At 65.2% G+C, this 18107-nt stretch carries 14 protein-coding genes and 1 pseudogene; 13 read left to right on the top strand and 2 right to left on the bottom strand.

Annotated elements, in window-relative coordinates; translation table 11 throughout:
- The first annotated feature begins 146 nt into the window (after positions 1 to 146).
- From QTH90_RS23875 to QTH90_RS23865, 3 genes are all read left to right on the top strand, one after another.
- On the top strand, positions 147 to 269 hold the full coding sequence (locus QTH90_RS23875; RefSeq protein WP_286667062.1) for a hypothetical protein: 123 nt from the start codon (positions 147 to 149) through the stop codon (positions 267 to 269).
- A 212-nt stretch (positions 270 to 481) separates the two neighbouring features.
- On the top strand, positions 482 to 1126 hold the full coding sequence (locus QTH90_RS23870) for a hypothetical protein (RefSeq protein WP_286667061.1): 645 nt from the start codon (positions 482 to 484) through the stop codon (positions 1124 to 1126).
- Between the two features lie 124 nt (positions 1127 to 1250).
- Positions 1251 to 1874: a hypothetical protein gene (locus QTH90_RS23865; protein WP_286667060.1), complete on the top strand. Its 624-nt coding sequence runs from the start codon at positions 1251 to 1253 to the stop codon at positions 1872 to 1874.
- A gap of 236 nt (positions 1875 to 2110) precedes the next feature.
- Here QTH90_RS23865 and QTH90_RS23860 read toward each other — a convergent pair whose 3' ends face one another.
- Entirely contained in the window at positions 2111 to 3154 is a 1044-nt protein-coding gene (locus QTH90_RS23860) for a hypothetical protein (RefSeq protein WP_286667059.1), read from the bottom strand.
- Positions 3155 to 3594: 440 nt separating this feature from the next.
- Here QTH90_RS23860 and QTH90_RS23855 point away from each other — a divergent pair.
- Positions 3595 to 3863, top strand: a pseudogene (locus QTH90_RS23855) (transposase domain-containing protein); the annotation flags it as partial.
- Here QTH90_RS23855 and QTH90_RS31545 read toward each other — a convergent pair.
- Positions 3798 to 4064: an autotransporter domain-containing protein gene (locus QTH90_RS31545; RefSeq protein ID WP_353506629.1), complete on the bottom strand. Its 267-nt coding sequence runs from the start codon at positions 4062 to 4064 to the stop codon at positions 3798 to 3800. The pseudogene QTH90_RS23855 and the gene QTH90_RS31545 sit on opposite strands and share 66 nt — an antisense overlap.
- A 238-nt stretch (positions 4065 to 4302) precedes the next feature.
- Here QTH90_RS31545 and QTH90_RS23850 point away from each other — a divergent pair, with 238 nt between their 5' ends.
- From QTH90_RS23850 to QTH90_RS23810, 9 genes are all read left to right on the top strand, one after another.
- Complete coding sequence (locus QTH90_RS23850; protein WP_286667058.1) at positions 4303 to 5661, top strand: restriction endonuclease subunit S; 1359 nt, start codon at positions 4303 to 4305, stop codon at positions 5659 to 5661.
- Positions 5658 to 6038, top strand: coding sequence for a hypothetical protein (locus QTH90_RS23845; protein WP_286667057.1), 381 nt, complete (start codon positions 5658 to 5660; stop codon positions 6036 to 6038). Before QTH90_RS23850 ends, QTH90_RS23845 begins: the two co-directional genes overlap by 4 nt.
- Before the next feature lie 27 nt (positions 6039 to 6065).
- Complete coding sequence (locus QTH90_RS23840) at positions 6066 to 8132, top strand: HsdM family class I SAM-dependent methyltransferase (RefSeq protein ID WP_286667056.1); 2067 nt, start codon at positions 6066 to 6068, stop codon at positions 8130 to 8132.
- Positions 8133 to 8368: 236 nt separating this feature from the next.
- Positions 8369 to 9640 carry a restriction endonuclease subunit S domain-containing protein gene (locus QTH90_RS23835; protein WP_286667055.1) on the top strand — a complete coding sequence of 424 codons (1272 nt, stop codon included), beginning with the start codon at positions 8369 to 8371 and terminating at the stop codon, positions 9638 to 9640.
- Positions 9637 to 10827 carry a hypothetical protein gene (locus tag QTH90_RS23830; RefSeq protein WP_286667054.1) on the top strand — a complete coding sequence of 397 codons (1191 nt, stop codon included), beginning with the start codon at positions 9637 to 9639 and terminating at the stop codon, positions 10825 to 10827. Before QTH90_RS23835 ends, QTH90_RS23830 begins: the two co-directional genes overlap by 4 nt.
- Complete coding sequence (locus QTH90_RS23825; protein WP_286667053.1) at positions 10824 to 11897, top strand: hypothetical protein; 1074 nt, start codon at positions 10824 to 10826, stop codon at positions 11895 to 11897. The genes QTH90_RS23830 and QTH90_RS23825 overlap by 4 nt, the downstream gene beginning before the upstream one ends.
- Positions 11894 to 16135: a hypothetical protein gene (locus QTH90_RS23820; protein ID WP_286667052.1), complete on the top strand. Its 4242-nt coding sequence runs from the start codon at positions 11894 to 11896 to the stop codon at positions 16133 to 16135. Before QTH90_RS23825 ends, QTH90_RS23820 begins: the two co-directional genes overlap by 4 nt.
- An 86-nt stretch (positions 16136 to 16221) precedes the next feature.
- A complete protein-coding gene (locus tag QTH90_RS23815; RefSeq protein ID WP_286667051.1) occupies positions 16222 to 16950 on the top strand; it encodes a hypothetical protein in 729 nt (242 codons plus the stop codon).
- Positions 16947 to 18095, top strand: a complete 1149-nt coding sequence (locus QTH90_RS23810) for a hypothetical protein (protein ID WP_286667050.1) — start codon at positions 16947 to 16949, stop codon at positions 18093 to 18095. The genes QTH90_RS23815 and QTH90_RS23810 overlap by 4 nt, the downstream gene beginning before the upstream one ends.
- The last annotated feature ends 12 nt before the right edge of the window (positions 18096 to 18107 follow it).

Below are 18107 nucleotides of genomic sequence, written 5' to 3'. Positions count from 1 at the left end.
CAGCAACCAATGCTGCCGCCGCTGACGTTGTGCGGCGGACTTGTTATGCCATACAAGATCGTGCCCTTATCGCCGACCTCGCCGACCTCGCCGAGCGAGCACGCACGGAATGAAGCAGGAACTTCCAACCCGCAGGCGCAGCGTCGATGAGTATCCAACGGATCGCAGCCGACGACGCCGTGAATGACCCCGTGGGCACGATCGCCACCTACCTGAAGGAGCTTGAGGGCGCACAGCCGCCACCGCGGGGCGCCTATGCGAGACGCTAGGCACGTCCTGGCAGTCGGGTAGGAGGATCGAAGTCGGCCCCTCCGCGTTCACACGCACGCGCCTTGGTCATCGGTGCCCAACGCGCGCTTCACAGCGGCTTCGGAAGCGCTTGTCCCGAATCGTTCGACCGCATGCCGTGTTCATAACCGCCCGATCCGCACCTTTGCTTCCGGCGCGCGTGCGCCCGCGTGCGTAGATGGCGGAAATCATCATGGACATCAAGCTGCGGCGGGTCCGCTGCCCAAGCGATCAGGTGCTCGATCTGCCACGGCTGTGTCGCCAAGTACCATCTTGCTCTATACAAATGGAGGAGAACGACATGAAAGCACTGCTTGTGCCGCTAATCATCGGCGCGGTAATTGCGGTGGGGGCACTTACATGCCGGCTCGTGCTGAGCGAGCGCTGGGCAGCATTTCATACGCGAGCGCTGGCGGTCATCATCTTTGCGTTCGGCGTGTACCTGGCAACGCTGACGGGCACGATGACGCAGTTCGTCTTGCCGGGCATTGGTGCAATCGGTCTGGGTGTAGTGGCGGGCGGTGCGATCGGCTTTGGCACTTTTCTGGTGGTCGGGGCGGTCGGCCTCGCCACGGGCGGTGTCGGCTTGGCCCTCGGCGCAGGGGCTATGACCCTGATCGGAGCCGGCGTCGGGGCAGCGGGTGGAGCGGCCGGAGGCTTCGGGTTTCGAGTGGTTGAGTACCCGCTCGTCAGCCCGTTTGTCTGGGCGCCGATCCTGATGTTCGCGGTCTATCTATTCGTGACCGTGGGCCGCAACAAGCTTGAAGCGCTGCCACCGCCCGAGAGCCCCGATGCGGTCGGGAACGTTCAACCGGCGCCGTCCCAAGACCCCCACTGACTTCCCCTGTCAGCACGCCAGCGGAACCGGGTACTGCGGCCCCCGGCTGGGCTTGTGCTGCGGGTGATCTTGGTCCTCGCGTTGAGGAAATGCTGTTCGCGTGCCCGCGTGCCCGCGTGCGTCGATGGCGGAAATCATCCGATCAGCCCGGGCCCGCTCGCGTCCATCGTCTGGTAGCCCCGACCCGAACATCGCGGCGACGCTGTTCTCGACGATTGCCCTGCGCGAGCGGGGATCGGGCGTACTGGCTGTCGTTGACGCTCGTTTTGCTGCAGCGCTGGCGTGCTGCCGGCGAACTACACGAAGATCGTGGGACATCATCAGCGCAGTGGCCGGCTTGCTGATCATGTTCGTGATCGCGGCCATCCTGCATGTGCTCCAAAAACTCGCCACCACCTTCGTGCAAAGATCCGCAATGAACGACCAGACTTCACCGGGGAGATTGATACTCCCACTGAACCAGCTCCCGATGAGCGTGGCGATCCACCGCCTGTTCCGCAAGGAGAAGGTGACACCGGAGGGGCAACTGGCGGTGGTCGCGCTCCTGTACTGGGCGGCGGAAAATCTGGACGTGCGCCGGGCGTGGGTGGATCCTCTGGCGGGGGCCGCGGGGGCCATCGAACTTCGCGATCCGGTGACCCTCCAGCACAACCTGACAGTGCCGGCGATCGAGCAGGCAACGAGCCTGGCGGAGGCGGGGGAACTGCTACTGCAGCGGCTGGCGGACCTGGCGCCGTATCAGGGGTAAAGCTCGATGGAGCTAGAAGCGCACGTTCGAGGTCCAGAACCAGATCGATCAGAATCGTCTCGCCAATGCGGACTTTCAGGCGGACAGGGCGCAAGCGGGGTTCGACAATGACCTCCAGGCGCAGCAAGCTTTGCGGGAAGCGGTGAAGGGGGCCTCGCGGCCCGGTGCTCCGAACGACCGCTCATCGACAAGGCGCGAAGCCCTACGGCCCGGACGCACTCGTGTGCGGCGGGCCGCTACTCCACCTCCGCCCATCCGTCTGTGACGAAGAGCCAGGCCACCTCCAGATCGCCCATGTCCAATCGCCGCGGGTTGAGCAGATCGTCCATGTCTTCGACCGCCGGCTTTTCAAAATTTGGCCAAATGCACGAGTGGAGTGACCAGAAGAGCGCCGGAGCACCGGCGAACTTCTTGTCGAGCATGTCCCTGAGCGCATCCGTCCGCCCTTCCAGGCAGACCTGCAGGGCCGCAGCAGGCAGTCCTTCCTCCGGCGAATCGAGACCATGGAAAGCATCTTGGAGTTGATCGTGGTGCGAGAGCCCGGCTTCAAATCCCAGCCGGAGCAGGTCGATCCCAGCGGCTTCCACGGCATCGCTGCATAAGAAGCAGTAGAAAGTGTCTCCGGCTGCAGCGCTGAATCCCGTCAACCATCGGGCCAGCGCTACGACTGACATGGCTTCTTCGTATTCGTCGGCGCCCCGATCGTCCATCGTGGCGCCTCGATCTGCCAGGACCACGTCGACCCACGTTTGCGCCTGGTGCGCGAACGAATCCGGCGAGAGCTCACGCAGCGTGTCGGCCCAAGCAGCAGCTTCGCTGCTCGCGGATTCGATACCCACCCACCACCAACCGGTTGTTGGATAAGGCGCTTCAGGGATCATTGCTTTCCAGCTAACCACCGGTATTGCGGCCCGATGATGTTCTCGGCACCACCCCCGGACCTTATCTCCCACCGCGGCGTCATCTGGCTCCTCGGGCGCTTCGTCAGTCACCACAAGGTTGGCGCCCGAGAGTCCGTAGGGAATTAGTTCGGCGGCCAACTGTGCGACGTCGGCGAAGCCCCGCCCGCAGATGAGGAGTTCATCTGCATGGCCCGCGAGCCGCCGCGACAACCAAGCGTTCGCCTTGAGGAGCAGCGAACTTGAAACCGGGGAACTCGGATCGATCTCTCCGCGATGGACACACAAAGCCAGGACAAACCTAAGGGTCATGATTCTCAGAGGCTCACGGTCAGCTCGACCGCACTTCTTCGCCTTCGCGTCGTACTGGAATGCCTCCAACTTCGCGCTGCCGGTCGGCGAAGTCGGTCTCTGAGGTCGGACATACCGCCAAACGCAATGTAGGCCGTTTCCTTAATGTGCTCTCTCGGTCACCGATGTCTGGACTTGCATGAGGGGAAGCGTGCTGGCGCGCGGTCCGGTGTGTTTGCACACCTGCACGTACTCCGTTTTGCACGAGGTACAGCTTCGGATTTCGTCGTCACGCTCGGTCCACCCAAATGTCCAACGGGCAGAGGCCCGAATACGCTGACTAAGAATCCATGCAAGTCGAGAGAAGACCGAAGGTACTCCACTCACTGCCTAAAGGTGCCGATCCCACGCGCGAGTTCAAGGCACAACCACAATGTAACCAAAAGATTCTAAAATCTATGCCGGGTTTTCACCAATCTTGAGTCGCGCGCGCAGCGCCAAGGTCGCTGCATCACAGTGGGCCAAGCTCATATGTCGACGACGGCGCCTATCCCGCCGACAACACCCCCTGCGAGAATGCGATCCGACCGTTCGAGTGGTCGGGCGCCGGAACCGGCTGTTCGCCGACACCGTCGCCGGCGCCAACGCGAGCGCCAACCTGTACTCGCTGCTGCAGACGTGCGCCGCCAACGGGATCGACTGCTACCGCTACCTCACGGCCATGCTGGTCGCGCTACCGCGCGCGACGAGCATCGACTATGAGGCGCTGCTGCCCTGGTGCATCCAACTGAGCGCCTGAGCTGGACGGGTACTGCGCAAGGGCGTAGTTGATCCACCGCTTACGATACATCACCTGCGCCTGAGGCTCGATGCTCCACGCGTCCGCCAGGACGAAAGACTTGCCACCTTCGAGCGATGTCGAGTAGTTCCTCGCCTTGCCTGACGCCGGCAGATCGGCATCGGACCGCACGTCATAGCGATGGTCGCCCGCTTGCAGCACGGCCAGGTGTCAGTGCTCCATCTCCTACCAGCGTGACACTGTTCCGCACACACGCTTCCACTTGTGCCGTCGCCGCGATGCTGGGATGTCGCCCAGACTGCTAGGACCCATCCCGTCGGACTTTGCAGATCGCCGGCCAGCCTAATTCGCCACATGTGAACTCACAAAGGCATATTGCGTTTATCCGCATGGAATGTACAATGTGCTTGTGAGTTCACACGTTCAATCAATATTCGCAGTGCCTGCGCTGCTGGCGTCGGCCCCCGGGTGGTCACCAGCCTACTTCGTTGGCAGCGCCGCGGCTGCGCTGCGAGCAGGCCTCGAAGGGTGGGCCATTGGCGAGCGGGGTGCTCAGGTTTTAGAAGGCTGGCGCGTCAGCGAAACCTTGGGGGCGGTGGCCTACGACGCCCGCGCCGCCACCACACCCGTCTACAGGCAAGGCAACATCGACCGGCTGTGCCTGAGCCTCGGGCTGCAGCACTGGACAGCACCGCAGATGACGGGGCGATGGTGCGTACAGCCCGACGACGTGGTGGTAAACAAGCACGCGCCGGTACGTGCCGCTTTCGTTTCCACCGCCGCCAAGCGGCACGCTGTGGACGGCAACACCCTGATCGTTCGTGGCCTGACCCGCGCGGACGCGGCGTGGGTTGCGCTCTGCCTGAACCAGCCAGGCTACCAGCAACTCCTGCTCGTCGAGTCTGGCGTGCTGCAGCGCGTCGGCATCGGCTCGCTGGAGTCGCTCCGCGTGGCGCCAACACCACCGCAGCTGGAGGGCCTGTCTGCCAAGCTGCGCGACATCCTCGATGAGAAGACGATGGCAGGCGAGGCGCTGAACCTCGCCCGCGGCGAGGCAGCTGACACGGTGGACGCCGCCGCGGCGCACGCATTCCATCTTGCCGGCGGCGCTTTCTTCCCCCGCGAGGCTGTCACGAACGAAAGCTGGCTGCCCGAGGCTACGGCCCTACGCGCCGAGCAGGTGGCCCTTGAACAAGACCACGGATGGGTGTCGGTCGGCGACCTTGCCTGGTCCGATGACCGGGCACGACTGACCGACGCCCGCGAAGGGGCCAGGGCACTGCGCCTGCGCGACGTCGGCGGCGACCTTTTCGTCTCACTGGCAGAAGAGGCTCCGGGCGAGGAGATCATGCCCAGCCGCACTCTCGCGAAGCCGCTGGTACCGGGCGAGGTGCTGCTGTCCACACTAGGCAGCAGCTTTCGCGTGGCTTATGTCGACGACGATGTCCCTCCCGACACCTTCCCGGTCGACGGCTGGGCCCGAATGCGCTTTCGCGAAACGCCGGCCGCATGGGCACTCTTGCTCGCCACCGAACCACTGTGCTCGCAGGCCGCCCGACTTGCCGTCGGCACCGTTCAGCAGTTCGTCACGCCCGAGGCCTTGCGTTCGCTGCGGGTGCCGGTGCCGCCGCGGGAGTTGCGCGATCGCTGGCAGCGCGCCGTTGACCGCTATCACGCACAGCGTCGCGCACTCGATCGTCAATGGTCGGTGTTGATGAGCGAGTTGATGACCGTCTTCACTGCCGTCCATCAGCCGTTCGCGGCGACTACCGCGGCTGAACAGGAGAGCCGTCCATGACCCCCCGCCACGCCGAAGACCTGATCAGCGCGCTGAAACAGAAGCCGCGCACGTTCGACGAGCTGTACGAACGCGTCCGCCTCTCGGGCAGCGCTTGGACCCGCGACCAGCTCGAACTCTTCCTGCTCTGCGCACCTGGCGTGCAGCGTGGCGGCTCGGGCGCCTTCCAGGCCCAGGCCGCGAGCGCTGACGACGAACTCGCCGCCGCAATCGCCGACGCCGTGCGTTCGTTCGGGGGCCGCCCTGTGCCGGCTGTGCACGTCCGCGCCCGCCTTCCCCAACACCTTGTCACGACCGACGAGCAGGTGCTCGCCATCGTGCACCGCACCGCCGGGCTCGAAGTCTTCGGCCCGAACCTGATCCGCATCGCCCGCTAGTAACCAGAACCTCAGGAGGACACACCCATGGCACGCCCCAAGAAGGCCACGACCGAGAGCACGACGAATGACGCAATCGCCATCGCGACGAACGAGAGCAACATCCTTAAGGAGATGGTGCGCAAGCTGGCCGGCGCCCGCTTCGACCAAACCCTCGACCTGAAGGCCAACGAACCCGGCATGTCCGCGGCCATGGTGTGGGGACGCCATCAGGGCGTGGAAACGCCGCGCGTGCTGGCGCTGGTGCTGCCAGCCGGAGCTTGGAGCCGCAGCAATGCTGACGACGTGCAGGTGCTCTCGTACACGCTGCCCCCGCCCGAGACCCCCGCCGACCAGTACCCGCAGTTCGCCATCGTGCGCGACGCCGAAGGCAAGCTCGAGTCGTTCTTTGACCTCGCGTATCCGCCGCACCAGATCGACAAGCTGCCCAGCCTGGTCGAGATCGGCGAGTACAAGCGCATCAAGGCCGACCCAACCTACCGCTGGTCGATGCGCATGTACGACCGCCTGATGAAGGGCTTCAACGCTTTGCACGAGCGCATCTACCAGACACACAAAGACAAGGTCAACGGCAAGAACGACATCATCGAAGAAGTCGCCAAGCTGCTTTTCCTGGAGTCGTTCCGCCTGCACCACAAGGGCGCGCTGATCTTCGAGCACAAGAACCGGAAGCTTGACCTGGGGGATGTGTTCCAGACCACGTACGTCCGGGCGCACGGCGCGACGGCGGTGGCCGAGATCCAGTCCGCGTTCGAGCACTTCAAGCAGCACCCGGACTACATCGTCACCGACGATGCCGGCGAGAAGCACCCCATCTTTGACAAAAACGCCCACTTGCGCCTGGAGCAGCCCAGCAACTACGCGGCGGTGCTCGCGCTGATCCAGGACCTCGGCGTCGTCACCGACAACCAGAACAACGTCGTCAAGAAGGAAGGGACGCTGGCAGACATCGCGGCCGACGTACTCGGCCGCGCCTTCGACGTTTTCCTGCGCGCCAATTTCGAGTCCAAGGGCGGGCTGGGCATCTACCTTACGCCGGCACCGGTGAAGCAGGCCATGCTGGCGCTGGCCTTCCACGACATCAAGGAGAGTACCGAAGACGCCGCCAACCTCGTCGCTCGCGACGGCCAGGGCCGCCCCGCTTTTCGATTCTGCGACCCCACCTGCGGCAGCGCCGGCTTTCCGTCGGTGGCGCTGAGTCACCTGCGCCGCGCGCTCGACGAGATCGGCGGCAAGGCCACGGCCACCGACGAGGCGCGCAAGAAGCTGTTCGCCGAAATGTGCGAACACAGCTTCGTCGGCGCGGACGCGTCACCGCAGATGGTGATGTTGGCCCGCGTGAACATGGCGTTGCTGGGTGCGCCCAAGGCCCGCATCTTCTATACGCAGAACTCGCTCACCAGCCCGCAACTGGAGCCCGGCAGCTTCGACCTGATCTGCACGAACCCGCCCTTCGGCACGCCCAAGTTCAACAAGGGCCAGGAAGAGGCCAAGCGGGCGCACGAGGAGGCAATGGAGCTGATGCTGAAGACCTACCGCTCGGACCTGACGCCACGAACTGGCCGCGGCGGCGGCAACGACTACTCGCCTACGGTCACCGGTCTGGCGATGGGCGGCTCGCCCAACAGCAAGGGCATCTGGAAGGAGGCTTCTGCCAACACCGACCCCGCGGTGCTGTTCATCGACCGCTGCCTGCAACTGCTGAAGCCGGGCGGGCGGCTGCTGATCGTGCTGCCCGACGGCGTGCTGTGCAACTCGGGCGATCGCTATGTGCGCGAGTACATCATGGGCACCAAGGACGAAGCCACCGGCGCGTTCCATGGTGGCAAGGCCATCGTGAAGGCCGTCATCAGCTTGCCGGCCGACGCCTTCAAACTCTCGGGAACGGGCGCCAAGACCAGCGTGCTCTACCTGCAGAAGCGCCGCGCGCGCAAGGACGACCCGGAGAGGTTCCAGGATGCGCCGCAGACCGACGTGTTCATGGCCGTTGCCGAGACGCTCGGGTACGTGGTGAAGAACAACGTCGAGGATTACAGCGCTGGTGTGCCCAACGACATGGCCGCCATCGTCGGCGCTTACGTGCGGGGGGAGTGATGGCTGTCGACTCACTCCGCGAAACGCACCATATCAACCGTATTGGCGTCCAAGACCTGGGCGTCCTTTGGTCTGCGCAGTCGTACCGCCCCGATGTCACTAACGCCCTGCAGAAGATCCGAAGCTTGCCCTGGCGGCCCCTCTCAGCGATCTGCAGCAATGCCATCGGGCCAGGGCCACATCCGAAGTTCGCGGCCGTTGGTCATCCGTGCCTCAAGACGAAGAATGTGCTTGGAATGGTTGTCGACGTGGGTGATGTCGACTTCGCTGAACCTGCCGCCGCGCGGCGCTGGCCGCACTACCAAGTCCAGCGGGAGGATCTGGTTTTGAATGTGACTGGGGCCGGCAGCGTCGGCCGGGTCGGAATCTACTTTGGCACCGACCAGCCGTTGACGAACCAGCACCTGGCCAAACTTTCCGTCGCCTCAGCAGCGGATGCGGCATTCGTCTGCGCGTTCCTATCAAGCTGGTGGGGAGAAAGGGCCCTGGAACAGGGCATCAGCGGCAGCACCGGCCAACTCAACCTCGTCAACGACCACATCAGGCAGGTTCCGGTTTTCACGCCGGATCTGGCCGCGCAGCGCTACATCGGCGACAAAGTTCGCCAGGCCGAAAGGCTGCGACAACGCGCACGTCGGCTTGAGGCCTGCTTCCGTGAAAAGATGGCCGTGGCGGTTCCTGAGACTTCGCCGACGGCGGGCAAGACTAGCCGAGTGAAGAGCGGCGAACTTGGGCGAAACCTAAACCCTGGCGTCCATACGCCTGACCGCCGCGCAGTGCGTGCTGCGGTTCAAGCGGCAGGCGGCCGGGCGCTGGATACGTTGGGACATGTCGAGAGCCCGACCACCGACAGCTTCTCGCCGCGAGCCGTCTACGTCGGGCTGGACGCCATCGACTCGGTGACCTGTGTGCTCAAGCCATCGACGGCAGAGGCTGAAGCTGTTGCGGGAATGGCGCGCCTTCTCCGCGAAGGGCCAGCACTCTCCCGCCTGCGCCCCTACCTCAACAAGGTCACCTACATCCCGCAGGCCTTCGCTGGGGGCATCGGATCCACGGAACTGTTTCTGGTCCGTCCGAAGGAAGGCGTTGATGGCTGGTTTCTCTACGGCGTTCTGAAGCTCGAGTCGAGCGTTCGTCAGCTCAACCCCATTGCAACCGGCTCCACGCATCCGCGCGTCGATCGCGAGGATGTCCTCGAGCTTCTTGTTCCTTGGCGCGACGATCAGCAGGCGCTGGGCGCCTTGCTTCGAATGGCGCAGGCCTGCTATTTCGCGAGCGCGGAGCTGACGGAAGCCGCCACCGCATTGGTCGAGCATCTGATCGAGGGCCGCGTCGTCGAAGCCGATCTCGTCGCCGCGCAGAAGGCACTTGAGGTCGGCGACCGCAACGCCGACTGCGAGATCCTGAAGGCACTCCGGCAGAGTGACGCGCCAGGCGCCAAAGCGCTCATCGCCGACGTCGATGCGCTCTGCGCACTCATCAACGCGTCGGAGGAAGAAGCCGCATGACGGTCTCGGCGCTCTCGGCCCGCACGCTGCTGCGTGCTGTTGAAGAGGTCCGTAACCTGCTTGCGCAGGGCGAGGTGTCCTCGTCGCTGCTGCAGTCACTGAACGGACCGGAAGCGTCGGGCCTGTGGACGCAGCGCGGCGACATCGTCGTCGCGACCCCTTCGGTCGTGACGCTCGCGGACCGGCTGCCCAGTTCCACCGAAACCGTGCCAGCCTTGTTCTCGCTCCTGCCCGAGGTGCGCGACGCCTGGCTGCGTGTCATGCGTGCGCGGTTGGCCGAGGGGGGCGAGCGGGGCGACGTGGCGGGCCTAGCCGATGCCGTGACGAACGCCGGCTCCGCGGCGGCCGAACTCGTGGCGGTCACAGCGCCTTCACTGGCGCCAACACCCTATGCCGACCTGGAGCGGGCAACCTTGCCGGCCCCGGCACACGAGGCGGCCGCAGCGCCTGTGCTTCTTCGCGTGCTGGCCGCTACCGCCGCTCTTCGCGGTGGCGCGCAGGTGCCGCCAGTGCTGCCCGAGATCGCGGCCGAGAATCCTTCGACCGGCTGGCGCCCCGGCCGGCTGCTGCGCCTGCCCGCGGTGAGTGACACAGCATCGAGCACCGCGGTGTTGAGCGGCGCGCTGGATGGTCGCGGCGAGGACGGCGACGCCATGCGCTGGGCGCTGTCCCATCCCTGGGCCTTCCTGTTGGCCCAGATGGTCTTCACCAAGGAGGCGTGGGAAGCCGAGCGTGTGTCGGGCGGCATCGCCTTTGAGCTCGAGCCCGCGCACGTGTCACTGTTCCAAACTCCGCCCCGTGTCGAAGTGGCCGTGACGCTGCCCAGCGGCGAGGAGATTCGCTGCGGTTCGTTGGGCGAACTCGTCCAGCGCACCCTCGCACAGCTCGGTGTGATGGTGCTCGCGCACCGCGTGACCGCCAGCCTGCTTGACGACCCGCTGGCATCAGTCGTCGAAGCGGTGCAGCAGCGCGACGTCTGGCGCTTTGAGCACGGCTCGGGTGCACGGCGTCCCGCGTACGTCATTCACCCGTCGTTTTCTGATGCCTGCTACCGCGCGCTGGGCAGCCGGGCTTTCTACCGGCTCGGTGCGCCAGTGACGGCCGCCATCCGCCGCACTGCGGAAGCCTGGGCGCGTGAGCGGATCGCCCGGGCGGGAGCCCGTCAGGGCGAGGGGCTGGCGGCATGAAGCACGCTCAGGTGCCGATTCTTCACCTCGAGCGCCCCGCGTTCTGGACCGAGGCCAGCGACCCCGAAGCGTGGTTTCGGGCGCTCGAGGTCATCGCCACGGCCGCTCTCCGGACCCCGCAGACCGGCACACCGCGCACGGTGGCCGAGCGGTGCCTGCTGGGTACGATCGCGTGGCGCGGGGCAGCGGGTCTCTTCGGCGTGTTCCACCGTGCGGGCCTGGTTCGGCTGCCAGGTGTGGGGCTCATCGAGGGCGACGCTGCCGGCCATTGGGGCCTGAGCGACGAGGCGCAGGTTCTGTTGCGTCATTGGAAAGAGAACCCGTCGCGCGGCCTGGAGTCGCTGTCGACCTACCTCGTACGCGAGAGCCCATGGTTGCGCCTTCTACTCCTGCGTCTGACGCACCGCGACTGGATGCTGCTGAATTGGGCCGAGGTGAGCAGCAGTCGCACGGGCTTGAAGGCCGGTATCTCGCTGTTGCTGCAAGCGAACGCTGAACCCGAGAGCTGGTTTGCAGGGCTGGAGCAACTGGCGGCGGGCCGGTGGCTCGCGCGCGCGCAGTGCCAGGCGCTGGGCTATGCGCCCGAGGTCTTCCACCGCAAGAAGGGCAAGGACGACCTCTCGCTCACGCCGCTGACTGCGCCGCTGATGCTGCTCGAATCGGTGGGCTGGCTCACGCGCACCGGCTTGCTGAATTTGCCTGGTGCGCTGCAAGCAGACCTGCTAGGCCGGTCGAGCCCGGCGCAGGTCCTCACCGAACTGATCCGCAGTCATACCGATGTGCTGGGCTTCGTGGCCGCGGAGCCGGTGCTGCGCGAGCTGCTCGCCGCCTTCGGGGCCAGCCCGGACCAAGGTGCCTTCGCGCGCTGGATGGATGCACTCGTCGAACAGGCCCAGCGGCGCGGCGCCCTGGAGCTTCTCGCGGCCGAGCCGGGCCAGGCGCGCCATGGCCGCGGCCTGTTTGGTGACCCCGGCCGCAAGCTCGTCCGGTGGGTCGTGCACGACCAATTCGACGACATCTTCCGCAACGCATGGCGCGTGCTCGAGACAAGACAGGAGCTGACACGGTGATCGACAAGGCGAAACATCAATGGGCCGCCACCGGCGTCTCGAGCTACCCCCTGACACACCCTGTCGTGGGCCAGGGCCGCTTCTTCGAGGCGTTCCGCCACTTCATCCACCTCGTCGATGACGAGGCGGAGAAGTTCGCGCACGTCTTCGCGGCCATCGGCGAGTGGGGCAAGGGCAAGTCGCGCCTGGGCTACGAGTTGGTGGCGCAGATCAATGACACCTCGCGCGGTTGGTGGGTGCGCGCCGACGACGGCTCGCTGCAGAAGGCGCAACTGTTCCACGACGACAAGGACCGCAGCCAGTACCTGGGCTTGTACATCCGCTACAGCCAGGTGGCCAACGACTACAACAACGTCGACAACTGGTTTGCCTACGGCCTGTACAAGGCGCTGTTGCCGCTGGCGCGCAGCGCATTCGATGGCTCTATCCAGGGGCAGATCGCGAAGGAGGCGAGTGACCGGCTGACGGTGGCGGGCTTCGACCCCAAGAAGCTGGCCGACGCGCTGGAGACCGCGCAGAACCACTCCGACCAGGCGCTCTACGAAGACCCGACGCTGGCCACGAGGCTGTGCCAGGCGGCATATGCCTACTTGCAGTCGCTCGGCATCAAGTACGTTCTGGTGGTTCTGGACGAGCTGGAGACGGCCGCGGAGTCTGCAACCTTCGGCCTGGACTCGACCGACATCAAGCACCTCGACGGGCGGGCCATCAAGTTGATGGGCAAGGCCATCAAGGAGGAAGACCCGCGCCGCAAGTTGCCTTGGCTTCGGTACGTGGCGCTGTGTTCCCCGGCGATCGGCGACGAATTGCGCGAGATCCAGTCGACCGCGCGCCGGTTCGAGCTGGCCGAACTGTCATCGAACGCTTTTTCTGACGTCAGCGACTTCGTGCAGACACTGGAACGTGACGGGCGCCTCGCCGAGACTTACCCGCAAGGGCTCGTCGAGGCGGCTTACGCCATGAGCGCGGGCAACTTCGGCTGGTTCAACGTCGTGATGGCCAGCATCGACGAACGCCTGCGCGACAAACGTGCGCGCGGTGAGAAGGACGCGCCCACCGTCGGCGCGCTCTTCGATGAACTGGTGCGGGTGTCAGGGCGGGTGCAGCAGCATGTGCTCGACCACCACGCGCTCGACATGCTGAAGATGGACAAGGCGCAGACGACGGCCGCGCGCGACTTGCTTTACGGCCAGCTGCCTGTGGCGTTGGAGAGCATCGCGCCAGAGAAGCGCGCCGCCCTGCTGGCAGCTTGCAACGAGTACGACGAGCCGATCGCAACGCTGTTCCGCCGGGTCGAGTGGGATGAACTCGAAGCGGCCGAAGCGCTGCGTGCGTCGAAGTTCACGCGGGACCGCGGTGTGTGGCGGCTCGGGGGTGTCGATCAGCCGCTCGATCTGCGCCAACTGCTCTCGAACCTCGGCACCTATGCCATACACGAGACCAAGGGCCAGCGCCGCACCGATGGCAAACACACGCTCGTGGTCCCGCTGCGACAGTCGGACTTCGTGCATCTCGTGTCGCTGTTGTCCCCGCACGCCGCGGCCGAAGACGCGGCGCGGGCGCTGTGGCGCCGCTTCCTCGGCGCCGAAGATCTGCCGGCCGATACTGCGACGCACGTGGGTCCCAGCGTGGAAATGATCGCGCGTCTGGATTTGCGGCACCGCAAGCAGGGGCAGACCTCGCTGATCTTCCGCGACCCGGACCAGAACGCGGCGCACGAAAAAGCGCTTTCGACGCTGCGCACGCAGACCGAACGCCAGCGCGCGCTGCAGATCCTCGTGGGCGCCATGCGGGTCATCGACCAGCACTGGGGCTATGACGCCGCGCCTACCGGCATTCGTGATGAATCGTTGACGGTCATTGCGACCTCGCCGCTTGCCAAGGGCAAGCAACCCGGCGGGCTGGTCACTTTCGATGGTCTGAAGCTGCACCCTAAAGGTCGAGTGCTCTTCGCCTGGGTGAAGAACGACGAGGAGCTCGAGCGCCTCTGCAAGGCAGCGAACACGCAGTTCGACGACGAGGGCCGTACCCCCGTGGTCGCGTTCACATCGTCGCGGGCCCTCGTCGATCGCATGGCCAAACCGTCGGGCATCACGCTCAAGGACGCCAAAGGCTACCTGCTGCTGTATCAGCTCAGCTCGACGGAGGAGCACGTCCTTCACCAGATTGGCGTGCCAACACAGGCGAGCCTCGGCTTCGCCCTCGACGGCCACGGCTTTACCACTGCATTCAACAACCGGCTGCAGAGCCTGGTGCGTCCGTTCACTGACGAAGTGGGGCGATTCCGGCAGCAGCTCAACGAGTTGGGGCGCATCGCGTGGCCGCTGCGCTCGTCGGGCAAGCTGAAGGACACGGAGCAGGATCTGCTGATCAAGGCCTGGCGCATTCTGGCCGTCGACAAGGCGGCACCGGCTACGTTGGCGAAGCTCGATGACAAGTCGGGCGTCGATGTCGAGGACTTGAAGGCGATTCTGGCCAAACTGGGTGTCACGCCCAAGGCACGTGCGGCGGGCTATGTCGACAGCGAGCGCGCCGGCCTGTTCTCTCGGGTGGACGACGCCGCCGAAGCGCAGTTCCCGCCGTTCCTGATTGAGATGATCCGGCTTCTGCTGAGGGGCGATTGGACGTTCCCGCGTGCCGAACGTGAGTGGTTCTGGGGCTACACCTGGGAAGGCGTAAAGCCCAAGGACACCTACTTCGAGTGGATGTCGGTCCTGCGCGAACTGGGCTTCGCCCAACCGCAGCCGGGGGCCAAGAGCGCCGACGTCTACACGGCGATTCCGCGCTCCGAGCTGCGCGGGGCCGTGCAGGAAGCAGACAGCTGGCTGAAGAAGGACTATCCGACGCTCGTGGCCGAGATGGAGTTGGTCTTTGGGGCGGGTCTTGTCAAGCAGCTGTTCGCGCCCGAGAGCGCAGGTTTGCCCGGGACCAAGACCATGATGGCCCGCCAGAAGCTCAAAGACAGCACAACCGACCTTGACTCACTCGACGTTTCCGAGACGCAGCCCGCCTCGGCTGACAACTTCCGCGCGTCCGCGCAACGTCGGCGCCGCATCATTGCCAACGTCAACTGGGTCTACCGCCGCGAGGACTTCGTCGCGCTGCAGCAGGACGCCAACGTCAAGACCCTCGACTTCAGTCTGGACGATGTGCCGCTTTGGCAGCGTGTCCGACGTGCCTCGCTGTTGGTGGGCTTCGTTCGCAAGGCCGAGAAGCGGACTCGCGCGCGGACGGTGTCGCTGGCTGAAGAGATGCGCCAGGAGGTGAGCGTGCTGCAAGGTTTTCCGATCGCGCTGTTCACGTTGTCGCTGGAGAAGATCGGTCATATCCTCGATGGCGCTGTCGCGCCGGGTGCCGTTCCAGGTGCAACCGAACTGGTACAGGCCACCGAGCCTGGAACCTTGCGTCAGAACCTTCGCGACCTGAGGGTGGCTGAGGCCACAGTTCAGCTGGAGAACTTGGCGCGCGAGGTGGGTGTCGACCTCGCGACTTGGACCGAGTCTCCCCTGGCTCAGTGCGAAGGGCCTGTGGTGAGCACCTTCCGCGACCTGAAGTCGGTGTACGAGAAGCTGCGAACCGAGCTTGGGGGCGCGACCACGCGCATCGGCACGCTCCAGACGGTGCTCAAGGGTGCGCCTGGCGACTTTCACTACCCTAAGGCTGTGCTCACCCTCGACAAGCTTCAGGGCCGCCCGGCACTCATTGATAGTGCACTCGACGAAGCTCGCAGCGAGGAGGTCGAGCGACTTCGCTCCGAGTTTGATGCGCCTGCGCGGCTGGGCAATTTCCAGCCGCTGATGTCGCGCGCACGTGACCTGCTCGAAGAGCCGAGGTCGGCCCTCACGCTGTTGATCGGACACGTCATGTCCGTGGAAAACGCGATCGCGGAGTACCGCAAGAAGCTGCTCGAGAGCGCCGAGCTGCAGAAGGCACACCGCGGGCTCCAAGCGCTCGCTTTGGCCACGGGCGCCGCGGCGCCCGCAGCCCTCAGCCTGAAGGATGTCGAGGAGGCGGGTGCGCTTTGCGAGGGGCAGAAGCTGGTGAGCAGCCGGATTCAGGACAACACAGCGTCCGGTTACAGGATGCTCGCTGGCACTGGCCTCAGCTTTGATCGCTGGTGTGCCATAGTGCACGCGCTCGATGCGGGGCGTGACCCTGTGCTCGAGCCGCAGGAGGCCGACGCTCTGGTGAAGCGCAATCTCGTGCAGCGCACCTACCGGCTTGGGGTATTGCCGTGACGGTGCTTGTCATCCTTCAAGGCGCACTCGCCTCGCATCGACGAGGGCGAATCCTGCGAGAGGCACTCGGAGCAGACGCTGCTTCGGTGCTGCCCGAAGGCCGCGCGGTGGTCATGGCCTTTGGTGAATCGTTTCAGGGTGCGGACAGAGCCGAACAGGCGCGCCTGTTGGAGTGGACCCGTACCCCTGGGCACCTGCTGCTGCTGATCCCACCGTTCGAGACCGGTGTGTGTGATGTACCGGTGTCCTGGAGGGCCGAGCGCATCGACGGTTCTGCGCGCGGTGGCGAAGGTCTCGCCAGAGTACTCGCGACGGAGGTCACTCATCGGCTCGACGGGAAGCTCCAGACACCGCCGATGTCGGGAGCCACGTGGGGAGACCTGAGTGTATGCCTGGGGACCTATCGCCTGCACCCCGCCGCCGGGCTCTTCGCTGTGACATCGTTGCCGCTGTGGTCGCTGACAGTTCTCGATGCTGCTGACCAGCTTGCGGGTTGGATCGATGCCCTGTCTGCACTTGCAGGCGAGAGCAAGCCGGTCGAAAGACCCACCGAGCGCGCGCTGACGCCCGACCACTTCGGCATGCTCGTCTTTCTACTGGGTCAATCGTTTTCCGACGAGGAGGAGGCGATTGCCGCGCTTCAATCGTCGTCGATCTTCCGCTTCGGCCAGGATCGTGCAAGGCAACTGATGACCGAACTGCGCGGACGTGGCCATCTCGTTGGCGCCAAGCCGACGGTGGAGGCCGTCGCGCTCGTGATGGAGAGCCCCTATGCGTGCTATGTCGGCGCGCTTCGCAAGGTATCTACCCCATGACTTCCACCAACCCAACACTTGCGCAGACGCTTGCGATCCAGTCGCAGATCCATCTGCCTGGCACCGCGGGGCGACTGTTGAAGCAAATTCGCGACCTCGAACGCGTCGCGCCGCTGTTCGTGAAGGCCGGTCTCGTGCGCTCGGTTGAGCGCCCAAGTCCGATCAATGCCCGGGTGTCCGGCATTGCGACGCGCGCCGCGACGACCAAGACCATCGGCGGCTTCCTGTACGGTGCAGCGGCGGCCCGTTGCGATCTGCTCGTCGAGCACAACGCCGTCTCGACCGCAGGCCAGGACAGTGCCTGCGAGATCGACGACATCAATTTCGAGAACCAGTCGAAGCGCCTCGCGCTGGCCGCCATGCGGCAAGCCTATGAACTGGCCGATCGAGCGGTTGTCGAAGAACGCGCACGGATGATCTTCCTCGACACGCCGCTGGTGATGGACCGAAGCATGGTGCCCCCGTCCGATCGCGCAGGCGACGAGGGATATCGGGCGGCATACGAGGCCACGCTCGCGACCGTCCAGGCTTTCTGGGCCAAGCACCGTGAACGTCTGTTCCCATGGAGTCCGAGTGGCCCCGTCATCGTCGGGCTCGCTTCTCAGCGGTTCGGAGCCATTGTCCAGTCCGCGCACCAGGATCTGCGGCTTCCCGAAGGGCGAAGCCAGCTACTGCCTACCGAGGGGATCACACGCGAGCACCTCGCAGCACTGGACGGGATGCGTGAGGCGGTCCTTGGTGTTGGCGAGCGCAGGTTCGTGCATGGGATCCTCGGTAGCTTCACGAGAACGGCCGCGTTCCGGATGAATGTGCACGCCCCGCGGATGGAGCCGGGAGCGGTCGTTGACCTTGGGGTGATTGGCCTGCACTTCCGTGCTGGCCAGACGACCGAACCGCGCTTGATGCAACTCGTTGGCGACGCTCCTGCGTGGACTGCCGAAGTGATTGACGACGTTGTCGGCCTCACGATGGCGTTGACGGCCGTCGGGGGCACGGCGTCGGCCCCGCTGCCAGTCCAACTGGCTGAACGAGAGTTGAACGCTCTTGCTCCATTCCTCGAGCACTACAGCCGAAGCGTCGCGCGTGAGCTCAAGCAGCGTGAAATCGAGAGCGTATGGCTCTCGGACTTCGACCTTGGGACATAAGGAGAACAAAAC

Origin of the sequence: Variovorax flavidus, assembly GCF_030317145.1 — a bacterium.
GTDB classification, from domain to species: domain Bacteria; phylum Pseudomonadota; class Gammaproteobacteria; order Burkholderiales; family Burkholderiaceae_C; genus Variovorax; species Variovorax flavidus.
This window is presented reverse-complemented; position numbering and strand designations above follow the sequence as displayed.